Genomic DNA, 17,284 nt, shown 5'->3' with positions numbered 1-17,284 from the left:
GGATGGACCCCTTCGATGTTCTCTGCCCTCAGCGGCCGCCTCAGCCTTCCCGGGGGGTGGGCGGCATGGGCGTCGGCAGCGCGTCGGCGGTGTCGTCGTCACTGCCGCCGCGACGCGTCATGACCACGTAGAACGGGATCGCCAGCATCAGCAGCAGGACCAGGCTGGAGCCGGAGTACAGGAGGGTCTCTCCGGCGGGGGCGTCGACGGCCCACGCCGCCAGGCAGGCCACGCTGCCCAGCATCCAGGCCAGCACGGCGTAGGCGAGGCGCCCGCGCGGCTTGGGGTATTCGATGCGGCTGACCATCAGCCACGCCACCGCGAGGACTGCCACGGTGCCCACGAGCACGGGCGGGTCGAGCAGCACGATGGTGACGACGGCCATCGCGCCGAAGGGGCCGGGCAGCCCGCTGAAACTCGTGGCGCCGGGCGACTGGCAGGAGAACCGGGCCAGCCGGACCACGACCGCCAGCAGCACGGCCGCCGCCGCGGCGACGGGCGCGAGACCGCCGTTGCCGCCGAGCGTGCCCCAGGCGACCACGAAGAACGCCGGGGCGAATCCGAAGCTGATCACGTCGGCGAGGTTGTCCAGCTCGGCGCCCATGCCGCTGCCGCCGAACCGGCGCGCGACGCGCCCGTCGAACAGGTCGAAGGCGGCGGCCGCGAGCAGCAGGATGACGGCCGTGGCGATGGCGTCGCGCTGCAGTGGCACCGAGGCCGCGGCCGCGTAGTGGGCGGCCGCGGCGAGCTGCCACACCGCCATGAATCCGCACAGCGCGTTGCCGAGCGTGAAGTAGTCGGCCATCGCCAGGCGGAGGCTCGGAACAGTGTCCTCCGATCCCATGGTCGCGGTGCCGGGGGCGAGATGGCCCTTAGTCGTGATCAAGACGCGTTTCACCCGCCCGGACCTTTTGCCCGATCGCGACCGATGGGGATATACCGGCCGGGAGGTAGACGTCGACCCGGGAACCGAACCGGATGAGGCCGATCCTCTCGCCCTGTTCGACCTTCTGGCCCTCAGTGAAATACGGGACGATACGCCGGACCATCGCGCCGGCGATTTGGACGACCGTGATCTCACCGATCTCGGTTTCGAAGGTCCAGATGAGGCGTTCATTGCGCTCGCTGTCCTTGTCGAATGCGGGACGGAAGCCCCCGGGGCGGTGCTCCACGCGCTTGATCACGCCCGCCAGCGGCGCACGGTTGACATGCACGTTGAGCGGGTTCATGAAGACCGCGATCCGGGTCCGGCCGTCCGGCTGGGGATCGATGCTCTGGACGACCCCGTCGGCTGAGGAGAGGACTCGCCCGTTGGCCGGACTGCGGTCCGGGTCACGGAAGAACCACGCCATCCCGGCCGCCAGGCCTACCGCGGGGACCGCCAGCGCCCGGCCGAGCCGTGTTCTGCGGCCGGCCAGAACGGTGGCACCGGCGATCGCGCATGCGGGCACGAGCCAGGGTGCGGAGCCTTTGGCCATCCGGATACCCGGCCTGGCAGGAACATCGGGATGTGAGTCGTGGGTCATCGAGAGCTTTCGTCGGAGTGTTGTTGGTGGATCCCCAGTGCCCGGTGGGGACCGTTGCGATCCACGGCGGGGTCCGGAGTGAGCCGGGACGGCTCCGGAACTGGGGGATTTCGGTCGGCGGAACCCGCTGAATGAGGATGCTATTGCACCGAGTCGTCCGCCTCTAGTGTGAGAGCGACCGAGTTGATGCAGTAGCGGTCATCGGTGGGGGTGGTGTAGCCCTCACCGTGGAACACGTGACCGAGGTGGGAATCACAGCGTGAGCAACGGACCTCGGTACGTATCATGCCAAGGCTCCGATCCTCGTGCAGCGTTACCGCGGAGCTGTCCGAAGGATCATAGAAACTCGGCCACCCGCAGTGCGACTCGAACTTCGTGGTGGAGCGGAAGAGCTCGGCACCACAGGCCCGGCACCGGTAGACGCCGGCCGTCGTCGTTCCGACGTATTCGCCGCTCCACGGCCGCTCCGTCGCCCCTTCGCGCAGTACGGCATAGGCCTCGGGGGCCAACCGCTGGCGCCATTGCTCCTCGTCCTGGGGGATCGGAGCCGTCGATTCGTCCATGGTAGAGACGCTACCTCCCCTGCCGCGACCCCGCCCGTCTCCCGCGACCACCACTCTCAGTGGACGAGTCCCGGGCCACCCGCCGCTCGCCTTTTCGGTCGTCACTCTAAGTAGTCGCAAGCGGACGCCCATCGCGTGACGCAGCGTGCCTCCTCCACGACGGTCACGGCCAGTCAACCGTTCGCATTGGATAAATGTCGGTTTCTTCACGCCTGGTGAGTTCGCGAAAAATCTTACCGGGTAGGCATTTGACAGGGTCTCATGGGTAGCCGGGAGAACTGACCATGCTCGTTTCGTATCGACAACCGTTGGGAGTGGGATACCGGCAACAGCCTTTGCACGTGGGCTGGACGCGCTACCTCCGCCTCTGGTTGGACCACCACACAGATCACCTTCGAGAGGAAATGCGGCCGGGTTGGTCGACGCTGACCGCCGCCGCAGCCGAAATTCGCTGGGTCACCGTACTGACCGTCACGGACGCGGCGGCCCGTATAGAACGGGTCCGACCGGACCCGTGGCCGGACAGCAAACTCCTCACCGCGCTGACAGTGACCGCCTTTAGCGCGGTTTCGCTGGCCACCGTTCTGGGATTTTCCCTGTCGGAATGGTGGGCGGACACCTCGAACGACGTCCTGCCCGCTGCGGCCGGCGCGCTGGTCGTCGGACTGGCGCTGTTCGCGCTGAGCTTCCTGGTCTTCGCCTCGGGGCGGCGCGGCCGAGCCGAGGAGCGTTGACACCGGAATTCGGGGGGGGGGGGGGGGGAGGGGGACACATCGGCCCTGGACTCGCATCAGCGGGCCGGGGCCGTCCTCCCCGGCCCGCCGTTAGCGGCCCCTAACTCGCGGTGCCGGAGAGCCTTCGATCGGGGCCCGGGAGGGTTCTCTAGAGAACCCGCACTCCTATCACGACACGGAACCTCCCGCGCGTCAACCGCTTTCCCGTCGAATGTCTGGGTTCCGTTGCAATTTCATGGGAGCAATGGCCTGTGCAGGAGAACGGAGTGGCGTCGCCCGCAGCGGAACGCGGCCTCATTTCCGCACGTCAAGCGTCGAAGTCGTACTGCAGCACGTAGGCGGACCCGTCCAGGGTCATTTCGTTGAGCTCGACGGCGCGGTGGTCCTCCGTCAGCGCGGTGCGCAGCACCTCCAGGACGGGGGTTCCGGCCGTCAGTTGCAGATCGCGGGCTTCGACGGGGGTCGGCATCCGCACGCGGATCTCCTCGGTGAAGTGGGCGGGGGCGTGGCCGAGTTCGGCCAGCCTCGCGTAGATGCCGCCCGGACCGGTGTCGACCTGTGTGATCGCCGTGCCCGCCACCAGCTCGACCGGCAGGTAGGACGTGGCGAGCTGCATGGGCCGGCCGTCCAGCCGGTAGCGGCGTCGGCGCCGGACGACGCGCGCGCCCTCGGCGAGGCCGAGGGCGCGGATCACGTGGTCCGGGGCGGGATCCTCGGTCACTTCGATGTTGTCGGTCTCGAACCCCCGATCGGCGGCGTCGGCCTGCCAGATGGACCGGCCGCCGCCCCACAGTTCCCGGGACAGGCGGCGCGGTCCGTGGCGGCGCAGTGGGCGGAATGTTCGCACGTAGATGCCCGATCCGCGGACCGGGACCACCAAACCCTCATTGATGAGCACCGCCAGGGCCTGGCGTGCGGTGGCCCGGGCGACGCCGTACTGCTTCATCAGTTCGTTCTCGCCGGGGACGCGGTCGCCGTCGGAGAGGTGGCCGGAGGCGATGGCGGACCGCAACGCCGCGGCGATTTCCCGATAGACCGGCGGGGAGTCGTTTTCGGACGTCGGCACTGAGTTCATCCTCTCGCCCGGAATGCGTGGTCATGCCGTTCGAGTCGTCCTCGTGGTCCTTATAGTCCTCATGGTCCTCGTTCGGCAGTCTCCGGGCGGCACTTTGCTCAGAGAGGGGCGCATACCGGTTTGTTCCATGTTTATACCCCCTCCCCATTCACCCGGATCGCCGTCGAAGCTACACAGCCGGTATGTCCCGTTGCGGAAGGGTTTATGCGTGTACTGGGGGTATCCGGAACCGGCCACCCCCAGGGGAAACCGTCGCCCCGGTGTGCGCCGGTCAGACCGCGGTGTAGCGGGCGAACAGCGCGCCCTCCGACTCCAGGAGGGATTCCAGGCGCAGATCGTGCGGGTGCGAGGGGGCCTCTCCGGCGACGATGCGTGACGACGCGGGACCGAGCAGGTGCGGGCTCAGCGTCAGGCACAGCTCGTCCAGGAGCCCTTCGGCGGTGAATTCGGCCAGCAGGTGCGGCCCGCCCTCGGTCAGGACGCGGAACAGCCCGCGCTCGGCCAGGGCCGCCAGGACCTGTTGTGGTCGGACCGAATCCTCGCCCGCCACCACAACGTCGGCCATGGCGGCCGCGGCGCGGCGCCGCTCCTCAGGGGCGGACTCGGTCGTGAAGACGATCGTGCGCGCGTCGTCGGGCGCCTCCGACAGCAGGTCGGGGTGGAGGTCCAGGGTGCGGGTGACCACCGCGACCGACGGAGTGCCGGGACGGCCGGCGCGCAGTTCCTTCCACACCTCGCGCGGCCGGACTGGGCGATACCCCTCGATACGGGCGGTCGCGGCCCCGGCGAGCACCACGTCGGCCAGGCCGCGCAGCACGCCCATCACCGCGCGGTCGGCTCGCGAGGACAGGTCCCGGGTCCGCCCCGAGGGACCCCACGCCCCGCCGTCGGCACTGGAGACCATGTTGGCGCGCAGCCACGGCCGCTCCAGCACGGCGGGGTAGGCGTAGGCGGAGACGAGGTCGATGTCGAACTCGGGGTGCGGGAAAAGCGCCCGGAACAGGGGCGCGGCATCGGCGTGAACGGAACCCATGGTGTCCGAGCGTAGACGGTGCACGCGGCGGCGCGGCGCATGAGCGGCGCGCGTCAGGCCTCGGACGGAGCCGATCGGGACGGCGGCAGCGGCACGGGTCGTCCGGAGGTCAGCCACCCCTTCCGTTGACGGTCCCGGAGGCACCGCGGTGGGAGACGCGGCGCAACAGCACCAGCGCCCGCTCGATGACCAGCACCGTCCCGGAGGCGGCCACGAGCGGGCGGTCGTTGACGTCGGGCTCGGCGGTATCGAGCGTGGTCTCCCACGCGATGGCGTACTCGGGGCCGGGGACGGTGAACTCCACCGGCTCGGGGCTGCCGTTGAGCAGCAGCAAAAAGGAACTGTCGGTTACCGGCCGCCCGCGCGGATCGGGCTCGGTGATGGCGTCGCCGTTGAGGAAGACGCCCAGCACCCGCCCGCCCGCGCGCCAGTCGTCCTCGGACATCAAACCGCCGTCCGGCCGTAGCCAGGCGATGTCGTGCAGATCGCCGTCGCGCGAGGGCGGCCCCTTGAAGAACCGGCGGCGGCGGAAGACCGGGTGCTCACGGCGAAGTCGGGCGAGGCGGCGGACGTAGTCGAGCAGGTCGTCCTCGTCCTCCGCACCCTTCCAGTCCACCCACGCGAGCTCGTTGTCCTGGCAGTAGGCGTTGTTGTTGCCGCCCTGGGTGCGTCCGACCTCGTCGCCGTGGGAGAGCATCACCACGCCCTGGGAGAGGAAGAGTGTGGCCAGGAAGTTGCGCACCTGGCGGCGGCGCAGGGTGACGATGGCGGGGTCCTCCGAGGGCCCCTCCACCCCGTGGTTCCACGACCGGTTGTCGTCGGTGCCGTCGCGGTTGTCCTCCCCGTTGAGCTCGTTGTGTTTGCGGTCATAGGAGACGAGGTCGGCGAGGGTGAACCCGTCGTGGCAGGTGACGAAGTTGATCGAGGCGACGGGGCGGCGGCCGTCGTTCTGGTAGAGGTCGCTGGACCCGGCCAGCCGGGAGGCGAACTCGGGTACCACCGCCTGGCCGCGCCAGAAGTCGCGCACGGTGTCGCGGTACTTGCCGTTCCACTCGGTCCACAGCGGCGGGAAGTTGCCGACCTGGTAGCCGCCGGGGCCCACGTCCCACGGCTCGGCGATGAGCTTGACCTGGGAGATCACCGGGTCCTGCTGCACGATGTCGAAGAACGTGCTCAGCCGGTCGACGTCGTGGAACTCCCGTGCCAGCGCCGAGGCGAGGTCGAAGCGGAAGCCGTCGACGTGCATCTCGGTGGACCAGTAGCGCAGGGAGTCCATGATGAGCTGCAGCGAGTGCGGGTGGCGCATGTTGAGGCTGTTGCCGCAGCCGGTGTAGTCGAGGTAGTAGCGCTGGTCGTCGTCGCGGACGCGGTAGTAGCTGAGGTTGTCGATGCCGCGCAGGGACAGGGTGGGCCCCATGTGGTCGGCCTCGGCGGTGTGGTTGTAGACGACGTCGAGTAGCACCTCGATGCCGGCCCCGTGTAGCGACTTGACCATGGCCTTGAACTCCTGCACCTGCTGGCCGCGCGAGCCGTTGGCGGCGTAGCCGCTGTGCGGGGCGAGGAAGGCCAGGGTGTTGTAGCCCCAGTAGTTGGTCAGGCCGCGGGCGACGAGCGCGTGTTCGGGCAGGAAGTGGTGGACCGGCATGAGCTCGACGGCCGTCACCCCGAGGGAGGAGAGGTAGTCGACCATCGCCGGGTGGGCGAGACCGGCGTATGTGCCGCGCTGGTGCTCGGGATCTCGGGTGGAGCATCGTCAGCCCGCGCACGTGCGTCTCGTAGATGACGGTCTCGTGGTACGGGACGCGGGGGCGGCACTCGTTGCCCCAGTCGAAGAACGGGCTCACCACCACGCACTTGGGCACGTAGGGGGCGCTGTCGCGGGTGTTTTGCTTTGACGGGGCGTCGAAGTGGTAGCTGAACAGCGACTCGTGCCAGGTGACCGATCCGTCGATGGCCTTGGCGTAGGGATCGGTCAGTAGCTTGGCGGGGTTGCAGCGCAGACCGTGCTCGGGAGCATAGGGGCCGTGCACGCGGTAGCCGTAGCGCTGCCCCGGGCCGATACCGGGCAGGTAGCCGTGCCAGACGAAGCCGTCGTACTCGGTGAGCGGGATGCGGGTCTCGTCGTCGGCGTCGTCGAACAGACAGAGCTCGACGTGGTCGGCGACCTCGGAGAAGAGGGAAAAGTTGGTCCCCGTGCCGTCGTAGGTCGCCCCCAGAGGGTAGGTGCTCCCCGGCCAGATCTCCATCATGGCCTCACAGGCCTCACACTCGGGCTCATCCCCACGCGCGTGGGGCTCGGAATCCGGCCGGGATCCCGGGGCCGGACATCACACCGTTGGACACCCCCATTGTGCACACTTCTACGGTCGTGGCCAGGGACCTGGCACGCCGAGGCGGCGGGGGCGGCGCCCCCGCCGCGCCCCGCCCCCGCCGCTGCCTGCGGCGATGGCCGTCAACCCAGGGTGCGCGGCCGATTCCGGTCGATGAGGGTGCGGGTGTCGGTGCCCCGGGGGAGGGTCCCGAAGACGTGGCCCCACTCGCCGCCCAGGCGGGAACCGACGAACGCGTCGGCGACCGGCGTCGGCGCGTATCGGAGTAGCAGGGACGCCTGCAAGGTGAGCGCCATCAGCTCCACGACCCCGCGGGCCCGGAATTCCGCCTCCTCCAAATCACTGAGTTCACTCAGCAGCCGCTTGACGGCAGCGTCGAATCGGGCATCGGCGCCCTGCGCGCGGCCGACCTCGGCCAGGAACGCTTCCACGGACTGAGGCTGCTTCGCCATGGCACGGAGCACGTCCAGTGCGGCGACGTTGCCCGAGCCCTCCCAGATGGAGTTGAGGGGCGACTCGCGGAAGAGGCGCGGCATCCCGGACTCCTCCACGTACCCGTTCCCGCCCAGGCACTCCAGGGTTTCCGCGGCGTGGGCGGGGAGGCGCTTGGTGACGTAGAACTTGCCGACGGCCACTGCGAGGCGCCGGAAGGCGGCCTCGGCCTCGTCACCCCGGATGGCGCGGTCGGCGGCCCCGGCTAGCCGCATCATCAGCGTTGTCGCGGCCTCGGACTCCAAAGCCAGATCGGCCACGACGTTCCGCATCAGAGGCTGCTCAATCAGAAGCTTCCCGAACGTCTTGCGCTCAGAGGCATGGTGAACCGCCTGCAGCAGCCCCGCGCGCATCCCGGCGGCCGACCCGATCACGCAGTCGAGCCGGGTGCCGTTGACCATCTCAATGATCGTGCGCACGCCGCGGCCGAGCTCACCGACGGGCCAAGCGAGGGCGCCGTCGTACTCCAGCTCCGCGGAGGCATTGGACCGGTTGCCGAGCTTGTCCTTGAGCCGCTGGATGTGCAGGGGGTTGCGCGTGCCGTCCTCCAAGACGCGCGGCACCAGAAAACAGGTCAGCCCCTCGGGAACTTGCGCAAGCGTCAGGAACAGGTCGCCCATGGGCGCGGACGTGAACCACTTGTGCCCGGTCAACCGGTAGGCGCCGTCATTAGAGGGAACAGCCCGCGTCGTATTGGCCCGGACATCGGACCCACCCTGCTTCTCGGTCATCGACATCCCGGCGAGCAGCCCCTGCTTGCTCAGCGGCGGGCGCACCCCAAAGTCATAGGTGCGCGCAGTCAAGAGGGGCTCGTACCGAGCCGCGAGCTCAGGCGAGTGCCTCAGCGCAGGAACGGCGGCGTACGTCATGGAAATAGGACACCCATGGCCACCCTCCACCTGCGACCACGCATAGAACTTGGCGGCCCGCGCCACATGCGCCCCGGCCCGCTCGTCGGCCCAGGGCGCGGCATGCAGGCCATGGGAGACCGCCGTATCCATCAGGACGTGCCACGAGGGATGGAAATCGACCTCGTCGATCCGGTGTCCGTAACGATCATGCGTCCGCAACCGCGGCTCATTGACATTCGCCTGCTCGCCCCAGGCACGGGCGCGCGCGGTCCCGGCCAGCCGCCCAACCTCGTGCAGCTCGTCGGCCGCCCACGCGGCGTCCTCACGCTCCAGCCCTTCGGTCAACGCGGCATCAGCGGCGACGTCGAAGTCCTCCAGGGGAGAGGCCTGGTTGAACACCTCGTGAGTGGGTGGCATGGGCGACGCCATCCTTTCCGAACGTGATTCGGTCGAGCGCTAGGTTCAGCGTAGCGTGTCGCTCTAGCGAAACCCGAACGCGGTTCTAGAAAAAGTTGATCACAGTCGCCGTTCGCACCCATCGACTACGCCTTCCGCCCCACCGCGCAGTACTGCAGCACCTTGACGCTGTCGGCGTCGGTCCGCCACTGCGAGCAAGACACGATGCCCGGCTCCAATATGTCCAAGCCGTTCATAAAGGTGGCCAGTGCCTCCGGCGATCGGAGCTTCTGCGGGGTAGCGCTGGTCTCGTTCAGCTGTCGGATGGCCTCCTCGGTCTTGGGGCCACCGACCTCAGCCGTCGGGTGGGCGAGCACCAGATAACTTCCACCCGGGACGGCGCCCAACAGCCGATCGACGACCGCGTGCGCCTCCTCGTCATCCAAGATGAAGTTAAGAATCCCCAGCATCATGACGGCGACGGGCTGCTCGAAATCAATCGTGTCAGCCGCTTTCGCGAGGATTCGGTCGACATCGCGGGCATCGGCGTCGATGTACTCGGTCGAGCCCTCCTCGGTGCCGACGAGCAGCGCCTGGGCGTGCAGGAGCACGATGGGATCGTTGTCGACATAGACGATCCGCGACTCGGGAGCTATCCCCTGAGCGACCGTGTGAGTGTGATCCACTGTCGGCAAGCCGGTACCGATATCAAGAAACTGTCGGATACCCGCTTCTCCGGCAAGAATTCTCACCGCCCGAGACAAAAACGCCCGGTCAGCCCGTGCGACCTCCCTCAGGTCCGGCTGCAACTGCAAGGCCTGCTCCACAGCCTCCCGGTCGGCGGCGAAGTTGTCCTTCCCACCCAGCAGACAGTCCCAGAACCGCGCCGAGTGCGGCACGCTGGTGTCGATCTGGGGAGGCAGGTCGGGGGTGTCGCTCATCTACAACGCTCCCTTGCGTATCGATGGATTCTCCGCGTGGGCATCACGTCCAGCCGGACATTGGAGGGAATCCTATGACCATCCCAGGCACACCGGAAAAATGGCACGACACCATCCGTAACCGCCTGTTAAAGTCCATCGGTCACAGGCGCCACACCTGGCTCGGCGTCAACGGAACAAGAAGAACCCGGAGTCACTTTTGGCCTCAGACCTCCAGCTACGTGAACTGGAGATGGGAATCTACGGAACACGTGCCGACCTGCACTGGTACCTGGAGGAGATCCGCGCGCACCTCGACCACCCGCTCGAGCTCAGCTCTCCGGGTGCAGCCTACGAACTTCACTACCTCGAAAGCGACGAACTGGTTTCGCCTGAAGACTCGGAGGAGGACCGGATGACCGTCGCCGAGTTCTGCTCTGAGCTGCCCGAACAGTGGCGTGATGAGCACCCCGGCGAAGACCCCGGCGACCGCACCGTGTTTTATGTCTGCGTGGGCCTGCTGAGCTCGCGGGAGGAATTCGACTACTTCGCCGAACGCCTCCCCACCCTGATCTGCCCCGAGCCATTCCATAAGGGCCCATGCCGTATGCCCTGGTTCAGTGGTTCACTACCCCCAAGCGACGATGAAGAACGCGCCCGCCTGGAGGCCCGTTACAGCCACCTGCGCCCCTGACACACCTGGGGTGCCGCCGGAGGCACCCCAGGCGCGCGTGGGGCAGCACCAAATCAGCACGCCGCCGCGCCTGTCAGCAAACAGCTCGGGGTCCTGGAAAGAGTAGAAGTCCCTGCCGACCAGGGGCTGCGCAATGCCACCACCGTTCCGGGAGGTCACCCCCTAGTAGGTGTGCACGAAATCCTCGGTTTCTTCGTGCCGGGACACCAGAACTGCGCGCACACGGGGATGGGCCTGTGGAGCAAGTGCAGGCGTGGATTAAGGTCGGCTGCTCCCCGGTCGCCCCTATGCCGTGGCCACAGGGCCCATGAGCCGTATGCGGAGAGCGCCCTGCCTGATCTCATGGCGGACCGCTGGCCCTAGGCGTGACCAGCGGTTGGCACATCCAGAATCAAGTGCTGCCTTTCGCGCTCCAGGGAGAGCAAACGCCTTTGGGTGAGCTGGAGGTACACACCTTGACCCGGACCCAGTTGTCCTCGGTGAACTCCAGGTCATGCGTGCCGTTTGTGAAGATTGCGGTCCCGCTGCCCTGGGCCTGGAGGTAACCGATGGTCGACCGGTCGTTGTCGAAGTGATCTATGACATCGAATTTGTCGACGTTTTCCCGGTAGTTGGCGGAGACGTAGACGCTCTCGCTCTTCCAGCACTTGGCTCCCGTATTGTGCTCGCCTGCCCACGTCCTGCACTTCCAACCAGGCGCTTCCTGGGTCGATTCGGCGGGCTTCGCAGTGGATGCGCTGGCCGCAGCCGAGAACACGGCAGGCAGCACGACCACACCCGTCGAGACGACGGCAGCGTTCTTCAGGACTGCTCGAATGCGTTGCGTGTCCATTGTCTGTCCTTGGTGAGTCTCGTTCCTCAATATCGATAATTCAATGGTCTGAGGCCGCGCGATCCATGGGCAATGCGATTCGATTGCAGTCGAAATGTTTCCGAGGAAAGGACGTATCAGGGCTTGGCTATGTTCATGGGGTACACCCGCGAACAAAGCCAATTTCACCCTGATCAAAGGCCAAATGTACGGAACCCTGCTGGTGGATGCCCAGACCCCACGCCCGCTGGACCTATTGTCCGAGGGGGTCGGCGCAGTCCCTGAAGGAGTGGCTCCGCCAGCGCCCAGGAGTAGCGGTGGTGTGCCGGGTCACATCCCGGTGGTGCCGTCAATGCGCTCGCGTAATAGGTCTGCATGGCCGTTGTGCCGTGCGTACTCAGCGATCATGTCCACCATGATCCTTCGCAGTGAGATCGGCTCGCCGGTCCTCTTGCGGATTCCTGTTTCATCCAGTGATGCTGCAGCATTGGTGATCTGTCTGGAGCGCTCGCATTCCGCTCGCCAGATGGCGAAGTCCTCGTCGACGTCACCGTCCAGGCTGTCGAAGTCCTGGTCGGGGTCATCGTCGGAGTAGTAGAGCAGCGGAACGTCTTCGCCTGCGAACTGTATGCGGAACCACCAGCGCTCGACGCCGGCCAGATGCCGGACCAGGCCGTGCAGGGACAGGGCAGAGGGCGGCACCACCCGTTGGGACAGCTGCTTCGGTGACAGGTCGGCGCATTTGAGGTCGAAGGTCGCCCGATGCCAGTCAAGGACCGCGTTCAGGGTCTCCCGTTCGCCGCCGACGGCAGGCGGGGTGGGGCGGGTGTCGTTGTTCCACCGGGGTGCATAACTCTTGGGAACGGGGGTGCCGGTCATCGTCTGCCTTCCGGGTCGGGGGAGGGCCGAGTCTGACAGGCCCCACTGACATTGGGCCTGTCAACTGGGGGGTGTTGCTTGACGTCGAAGATGGGCAGCAGCGTGGCGGTGGGGCGTCCCATGCTGGACTCTGATGCGCTTGCCTGGGCTCTGGCGCTCGGCTTTCCTGGCGCAGCGCAGGCAGAGGTCACAGGGCGCCGGTGAGTCCTCCCGCGTCTACGGTCAGAGCGGTCCCGCTGATGGACTGGGACCGGTCGGACAGTAGGAACACCACCGCGTCCGCTACCTCCTCCGGCATGCCGATCCGTGCCGCCGGGTTCTTCCGGCGCAGGTCGGTCAGTAGCTCGTCCCGCATGCCGCCGAGCATGTCGGTGTCGATGACGCCCGGACACACGGCGTTCAGGCGGATGCCGTGGGGTGCGTACTCTACAGCGAGAGCACGTGTCATGCCGACGACGGCGTGCTTGCTGGCCGTGTACGACGCGGACATGCTGTCCGCGGAACGCAGACCGGCGACCGAGGAGCAGGTGACGATTGAGCCGGACCCCTGAGGGGCCATGATCGCAAGCTCGCCGCGGAGGCATCGCCACATTCCCCTGACATTTACGTCCAGGACGCGATCGAAGTTCTCGGCCGAAGACTTGTGGAAGGGAGCACCGCGCAGGACGCTGTCCTTCCCCACGATTCCAGCGGCGTTGAAGGCCCCGTGGAGTTCTCCGAACGCGTCCCGAACCCGATCGAACAGAGCGGCGACGTCCGACTCCTCCGTGATGTCGGCGCGGACCATCTCAACATTCCCGTGTCGCCCGCGGTTGAGCGAGCGCATCAGCTTCTCGCCCGCATCCCGCCTTCTGCCGCAGAATAGGACGTTGGCGTGCTCGGACATGACGAGCCGCTTGACAACCGCGGCCCCGATGCCGGACGTTCCCCCGACCACCAGGTAGTTCATGCGGTCACCCAGCTTTCTATGACGAATCCTCGTGGGCGCGCAGAAGGACGTCCGCGACGTGGGCCGCCAACCGCATTAGGTCATCACTGTCATGGTCGGCCGTCACGGACGTCCTTATCGCGTTCACTGTCCTCGACCACGGATATGCGATGGGTATCGCGTACACACCGGCATCGAGCATCGCGCTGTGGCGGCGGTCGACCTCCTCCGCGCTCCCACACATGATCGGTACGATCGCGGCCTGCGAACCGCCCGTCGAGAGCCCGGCATCGTTCAGACCGGAACGCCACGTTTCGGCGTTTGACCGCAGTCGGCTCACCAGCGCCTCACCGTTGTCGAGGAGCTCGCGTGCCGAACGGTGTGCCATGAAGGCATGGACGGGAGAGAGGCCCGTAGAGAAGACCGCTCCCCCGACAGAGCGGATCGCGTCGACCAGCTCCCGGCTGCCGGTGGCATAGCCGCCACTGGAGCCCAGGGCCTTTGCCAGGCTGCCGACGCGGAGATCGACGGCGGAGCGCAGTCCGAAGTGCTCCTCCACACCGTGCCCACTGCGCCCGATCTGGCCGAGAGAGGACGCCTCATCAACCATCAGCAGGCAATCGTGCGCACGCGCGACCTCGCTCAAAGCCGGGAGGTCCGCGACATCGCCCTCCACGCTGAAGACGCCCTCGGTGATGATGACCTTGCGCCCGGCCGAGCCCTCAAGATTCCCGACCAGCGAGGCGAGGTGTCCCACGTCGTTGTGCCGGAACACGTGGATCGTGGCACCACTCAGCAGACAGCCGTCCGAGATGGACGCGTGGGAGCTCTCATCGACGAGGACATGGTCGCCCGGCCCGGCCACCCCCGGAATGACAGCGGTATTGGCCAGATAGGCGGAGCTGAACAGGAGTGATGATTCCGTCCCGTAGAGCTCGCACAACAGCCCGGCCAATTGCTCGTGCCACGCCGTGTGGGAATTCACCGCCGGAGAGCCGTGGGAGTGCAGCGGTAGGCCGGACGCGAACAACTCCTCCAGCGCTTCGGGATCTCCAGTGCGCGTACCGAGGCCCAGATAATCGTTGGAGCAAGCGTGGGCCAGGGTGCGAGTGCCGAAGGTGATCTCGGTGCTGGAGACCCGTGTGACGGGCTCGTTGTGCCTGACCGCACCGGTCGTTACCGCCGATCGCTGGCGCGGCACGGACAGCGGCACGGACACAGGAGCCTGCGGCGGCTCCCCTGTGAGCGCCTGCCGTATCTCGCCGATCGTCATGGAGTTGCGAAGCCGGTAGCGGCCGCGCGCTGCGGCGTCCGGGATGAGTCCGCTGACCAGGGAGGAGAAGCGTAGCGAGTCGATCCCAAGGCTTCCCAGCGGCGTGTCCTGCGGAGGACGGTCCATGCCGGTGTGCCGCCGGACGAAATCCGTGATGACGTCGGTGCCGTCGCCTGCGTGTCGGGCTTCGGCCTCCCGCTTCAGGGTGTCGATGTCCACCTTCCGGTTGATGGTCAGCGGCACGCTGTCGCGCGTGATGATGTGCTGCGGAACCGCGTAGTGGGGGAGAGTGCGGGCAAGGAACGCCCTGAACCCCTGCACGGAGAACTGCAACGTCTCGTCCGACGGGACCAGAAAGGTGGTCAGCGACGGCACGCCGTCGATGTCCCGCACAATGGTGACGGCCTCGCTGACCTGGGGATGGGCGTGGCAGGCGGCGTTCACCTCGGCCAGTTCGACGCGGTAGCCGTTGATCTTCACTTGGTCGTCCGACCTGCCCACGGAGATCACTCCCATGCCCGGTGCGTAGTAGCCCAGGTCACCCGTCATGTACGTCGGTGTCGTGAACGATGCCCCGCTCGATGAGCCGTCCGGCGGAGCCGGTGGGCCGGGTCTGAACCTCTCGCTGGTGAGTTCGGGGCTGTTCAGGTAGCCGAGACCAATCTGGCTGCTGCGCATCGCGATCTCGCCGATCTCGAAGGGAACGCACGGCGATGTGTCGCGGAGGGACACGACTTCGAGTCGGGCGTCCTTCATCCCCTCTCCCAACGGGATGGTGGCCGGGAGGGCGGCGATCTCTTCGGGCTGTCGCGGGACTTCGAAGTATCCGACGGCCCGGTGTGTCTCCGTGGAGCCGTAGAGATTCAGAATCCGGGCATCCGGCGCGAGGCGACGCAGGCGGAGAGCGTGGCCGCGCGTCAGCGCGGCACCGACCGATAGGAAGAGCCGCAGGTCGGGCAGGCCGGGACCCTCGTGGTCGAGGGACGTGATGAGGACGGGGTTCAGGCAGACGGCCTCGATGTGCTCGTCTCTCAGCCATTGCCCGAGTTCGGTTGGCTGGTCGAGGATGTCGTCCTGGGGCACGACGATGCTGCCGCCGAGGTAGAGCGGCGTCATGATGTCCCGTTGTATCGGATCGTGGCCGATGCTGGAGCACATGCCGAACCTGGCGCCGTGCAGGGGTCCGAATCGTGCGTCCATCCAGTCGTAGAAGTAGCTGAGCGAGCTATAGCGGCCGGCCACGGCCTTGGGTATCCCGGTCGTCCCCGAGGTGAAGGTAATGATCGCGCAGTCGTCCGGCTGGAATGCCTTCTCTGCCGGCTGGAGATCCTGTCCCGCTGTTGGCCCGGGCGCGTGGCCGCATCCTGATCCTGTTCTCCGGACGTCGTCCTCGCGGAGGACGGGACGTCCGGCCCAGGGGCCGCTGCGGTCGGAGAGGTCGACGATGAGCTCTGGTTCGAGGACACCGACACACGCCGCGATGTACTCGTCGGGATGCCGCGGATCGACGACCGACACGGCGGATCCGACGCGGAACGCCGCCAGCATGGTCGTGACCAGGCTGATTCCGCGGCTGGGCAGGATCAGTATCCGGGACCCTCTGCCCACACCGCGCTGTGCCAGCTTGATGGCCAGGGCTGCGGCTTCGCGCGACAACTCCCCGTACGTCAGCTTCTCGTCGCTCGTCCGCAGGGCGGTACGGGCGGGGTCCTCGTTCGCCAGCCGTTCGAATCGGGAGAGGAAGTCCTCGGGGAGAGGTTCCTCGGGGGCTCGGGCGGGGGCGGCCCGGTCAAGGCCTCCCGTATCGCGGCTTCTCGGCGCTCGGCGTCGTGGACGCGCGGGCGGGGCAGTCGCGCGACCGCGCGGACGGCCGTCTCGATGACCGGGCCGAGCCCCATGAGGAGCCGCTCATCGTCGGGGACCGTCACCGTGACGGCAGTGTCGCCGCCATTTGCCGCCAGTGTCACCACTGTCGTCGGATGCAGACCGCTGACCTCCGGAACGGCGGTCTTCAGGTCGGTGATCACGTGTCGTGGCGCGACATCACCGCTGTCTGATGCTGCAGGGAACGCCGAAAGGGAGGCCTTCGGCCGGGGCGGTTCCGTCCTGTCGTCGGCTCGTGCGGGGGAGGGGTGAAGGGGACGCACGGTCGGGTGCCTTGTGCCGTCGCATCGCACAAGAAGCGTTTCTCCAGTGAAAACGCCGTTGAGTAAGAAGTGGAGATCCTCCACAACGGTCAGCGTTTCATCCTTCGGGAGGTCGACCGTGAAGTGGTGGAGTGTGTGGCGGTTGAGCACGTTACTCCCATGCCTCAGGAAAACCTGTGAAAAATATGCGGTTCGGCCTTGTGAGACGTGCGGAGGTGCATGGTGGCGGGACGGGCGTACGCTCGCTGCCACCAACCGTGAATGGCCGTGGTAGACCGGCAGGTCCCGGACACCGACGCTCCAGAACTCGCACCTACGACAGCAGTGGACGGCACGATTGTGCACTCGTTGTTCCTGGGGGCGAGGCCATGGGGCCTTCTTTCGATCGCAAGGAGTCGCACGATTCGCTTCCTTGTCGGATCTCTTCAGGGACAATTGAGAAACTAACCGGACTTTCGAGGTAAGGGCAGGAACCTGAGGGGGTGATGTATGTCACAATGGGGCTGATGCTTGGTCAATGGTTTGACTGGCGAAAATCCTGGATATTCCTGACGTGCGGAGGGCAATGTTCTACTTGTGGTCCGGGTGCTCATGTTGACGCACATTCGTCCGCCATACGCATCGGGAGTGGG

14 protein-coding genes and 1 pseudogene are annotated in these 17,284 nt (G+C 66.9%); 2 read left to right on the top strand and 13 right to left on the bottom strand.

All coding sequences use genetic code 11. The features are described from left to right. Window positions 1-40: 40 nt before the first annotated feature. The 3 genes from CDO52_RS17920 to msrB all read right to left on the bottom strand — a co-directional run bounded on the left by CDO52_RS17920 (window position 41) and on the right by msrB (window position 2,089). Window positions 41-844, bottom strand: a complete 804-nt coding sequence (locus tag CDO52_RS17920) for a CDP-alcohol phosphatidyltransferase family protein (RefSeq protein ID WP_017618263.1) — start codon at window positions 842-844, stop codon at window positions 41-43. A gap of 28 nt (window positions 845-872) precedes the next feature. Beyond that, on the bottom strand, window positions 873-1,526 hold the full coding sequence (locus CDO52_RS17915) for a phosphatidylserine decarboxylase (RefSeq protein ID WP_026125721.1): 654 nt from the start codon (window positions 1,524-1,526) through the stop codon (window positions 873-875). A gap of 140 nt (window positions 1,527-1,666) precedes the next feature. Next, window positions 1,667-2,089, bottom strand: a complete 423-nt coding sequence (gene msrB / locus CDO52_RS17910; RefSeq protein ID WP_017618265.1) for a peptide-methionine (R)-S-oxide reductase MsrB — start codon at window positions 2,087-2,089, stop codon at window positions 1,667-1,669. 404 nt (window positions 2,090-2,493) lie between these two features. Here msrB and CDO52_RS17905 point away from each other — a divergent pair, with 404 nt between their 5' ends. Beyond that, window positions 2,494-2,823 (top strand): hypothetical protein, encoded by a 330-nt coding sequence (locus tag CDO52_RS17905; protein WP_017618266.1) that lies wholly within the window; start codon window positions 2,494-2,496, stop codon window positions 2,821-2,823. 307 nt (window positions 2,824-3,130) lie between these two features. Here the strand turns inward: CDO52_RS17905 and CDO52_RS17900 are convergent, their stop codons facing one another. The 5 genes and pseudogenes from CDO52_RS17900 to CDO52_RS17880 form a co-directional block, all read right to left on the bottom strand. Then, entirely contained in the window at window positions 3,131-3,889 is a 759-nt protein-coding gene (locus tag CDO52_RS17900) for a GntR family transcriptional regulator (protein WP_017618267.1), read from the bottom strand. 280 nt (window positions 3,890-4,169) lie between these two features. Next, window positions 4,170-4,931 carry a dihydrofolate reductase family protein gene (locus tag CDO52_RS17895; RefSeq protein WP_026125723.1) on the bottom strand — a complete coding sequence of 254 codons (762 nt, stop codon included), beginning with the start codon at window positions 4,929-4,931 and terminating at the stop codon, window positions 4,170-4,172. Window positions 4,932-5,040: 109 nt separating this feature from the next. After that, a pseudogene (glgX, locus tag CDO52_RS17890) lies at window positions 5,041-7,180 on the bottom strand (glycogen debranching protein GlgX). A gap of 203 nt (window positions 7,181-7,383) precedes the next feature. Continuing rightward, window positions 7,384-9,021 (bottom strand): acyl-CoA dehydrogenase family protein, encoded by a 1,638-nt coding sequence (locus CDO52_RS17885; protein WP_017618270.1) that lies wholly within the window; start codon window positions 9,019-9,021, stop codon window positions 7,384-7,386. 125 nt (window positions 9,022-9,146) lie between these two features. After that, window positions 9,147-9,941, bottom strand: coding sequence for an SAM-dependent methyltransferase (locus CDO52_RS17880; RefSeq protein ID WP_017618271.1), 795 nt, complete (start codon window positions 9,939-9,941; stop codon window positions 9,147-9,149). A 232-nt stretch (window positions 9,942-10,173) separates the two neighbouring features. Here CDO52_RS17880 and CDO52_RS17875 point away from each other — a divergent pair, with 232 nt between their 5' ends. Beyond that, a complete protein-coding gene (locus tag CDO52_RS17875; RefSeq protein WP_017618272.1) occupies window positions 10,174-10,614 on the top strand; it encodes a hypothetical protein in 441 nt (146 codons plus the stop codon). A gap of 391 nt (window positions 10,615-11,005) precedes the next feature. On the opposite strand, the gene CDO52_RS17870 is transcribed toward CDO52_RS17875, so the two are convergent. The 5 genes from CDO52_RS17870 to CDO52_RS27680 form a co-directional block, all read right to left on the bottom strand. After that, a complete protein-coding gene (locus tag CDO52_RS17870; protein ID WP_017618273.1) occupies window positions 11,006-11,446 on the bottom strand; it encodes a hypothetical protein in 441 nt (146 codons plus the stop codon). 309 nt (window positions 11,447-11,755) lie between these two features. Beyond that, the gene (locus CDO52_RS17865) at window positions 11,756-12,304 is read right to left on the bottom strand and encodes a DinB family protein (protein ID WP_017618274.1); all 549 of its coding nucleotides are present in this window, start codon (window positions 12,302-12,304) and stop codon (window positions 11,756-11,758) included. Between the two features lie 187 nt (window positions 12,305-12,491). Beyond that, entirely contained in the window at window positions 12,492-13,253 is a 762-nt protein-coding gene (locus CDO52_RS17860) for an SDR family NAD(P)-dependent oxidoreductase (protein WP_017618275.1), read from the bottom strand. 16 nt (window positions 13,254-13,269) lie between these two features. Then, window positions 13,270-16,176 (bottom strand): aminotransferase class I/II-fold pyridoxal phosphate-dependent enzyme, encoded by a 2,907-nt coding sequence (locus CDO52_RS17855; RefSeq protein WP_232524513.1) that lies wholly within the window; start codon window positions 16,174-16,176, stop codon window positions 13,270-13,272. Then, window positions 16,173-16,802, bottom strand: a complete 630-nt coding sequence (locus CDO52_RS27680; protein WP_152471581.1) for a hypothetical protein — start codon at window positions 16,800-16,802, stop codon at window positions 16,173-16,175. Before CDO52_RS27680 ends, CDO52_RS17855 begins: the two co-directional genes overlap by 4 nt. Window positions 16,803-17,284: the final 482 nt, after the last annotated feature.

Origin of the sequence: Nocardiopsis gilva YIM 90087 (assembly GCF_002263495.1) — a bacterium.
Classification (GTDB): domain Bacteria; phylum Actinomycetota; class Actinomycetes; order Streptosporangiales; family Streptosporangiaceae; genus Nocardiopsis_C; species Nocardiopsis_C gilva.
This window is presented reverse-complemented; position numbering and strand designations above follow the sequence as displayed.

What these genes read in the sequence shown, in the direction of transcription:
- CDO52_RS17920 (WP_017618263.1), bottom strand. Translation starts at nt 844, where the DNA reads ATGGGATCGGAGGACACTGTTCCGAGCCTCCGCCTGGCGATGGCCGAC.
- CDO52_RS17915 (WP_026125721.1), bottom strand. Translation starts at nt 1,526, where the DNA reads ATGACCCACGACTCACATCCCGATGTTCCTGCCAGGCCGGGTATCCGG.
- msrB (WP_017618265.1), bottom strand. Translation starts at nt 2,089, where the DNA reads ATGGACGAATCGACGGCTCCGATCCCCCAGGACGAGGAGCAATGGCGC.
- CDO52_RS17905 (WP_017618266.1), top strand. Translation starts at nt 2,494, where the DNA reads ATGCGGCCGGGTTGGTCGACGCTGACCGCCGCCGCAGCCGAAATTCGC.
- CDO52_RS17895 (WP_026125723.1), bottom strand. Translation starts at nt 4,931, where the DNA reads ATGGGTTCCGTTCACGCCGATGCCGCGCCCCTGTTCCGGGCGCTTTTC.
- CDO52_RS17885 (WP_017618270.1), bottom strand. Translation starts at nt 9,021, where the DNA reads ATGCCACCCACTCACGAGGTGTTCAACCAGGCCTCTCCCCTGGAGGAC.
- CDO52_RS17880 (WP_017618271.1), bottom strand. Translation starts at nt 9,941, where the DNA reads ATGAGCGACACCCCCGACCTGCCTCCCCAGATCGACACCAGCGTGCCG.
- CDO52_RS17875 (WP_017618272.1), top strand. Translation starts at nt 10,174, where the DNA reads ATGGGAATCTACGGAACACGTGCCGACCTGCACTGGTACCTGGAGGAG.
- CDO52_RS17870 (WP_017618273.1), bottom strand. Translation starts at nt 11,446, where the DNA reads ATGGACACGCAACGCATTCGAGCAGTCCTGAAGAACGCTGCCGTCGTC.
- CDO52_RS17865 (WP_017618274.1), bottom strand. Translation starts at nt 12,304, where the DNA reads ATGACCGGCACCCCCGTTCCCAAGAGTTATGCACCCCGGTGGAACAAC.
- CDO52_RS17860 (WP_017618275.1), bottom strand. Translation starts at nt 13,253, where the DNA reads ATGAACTACCTGGTGGTCGGGGGAACGTCCGGCATCGGGGCCGCGGTT.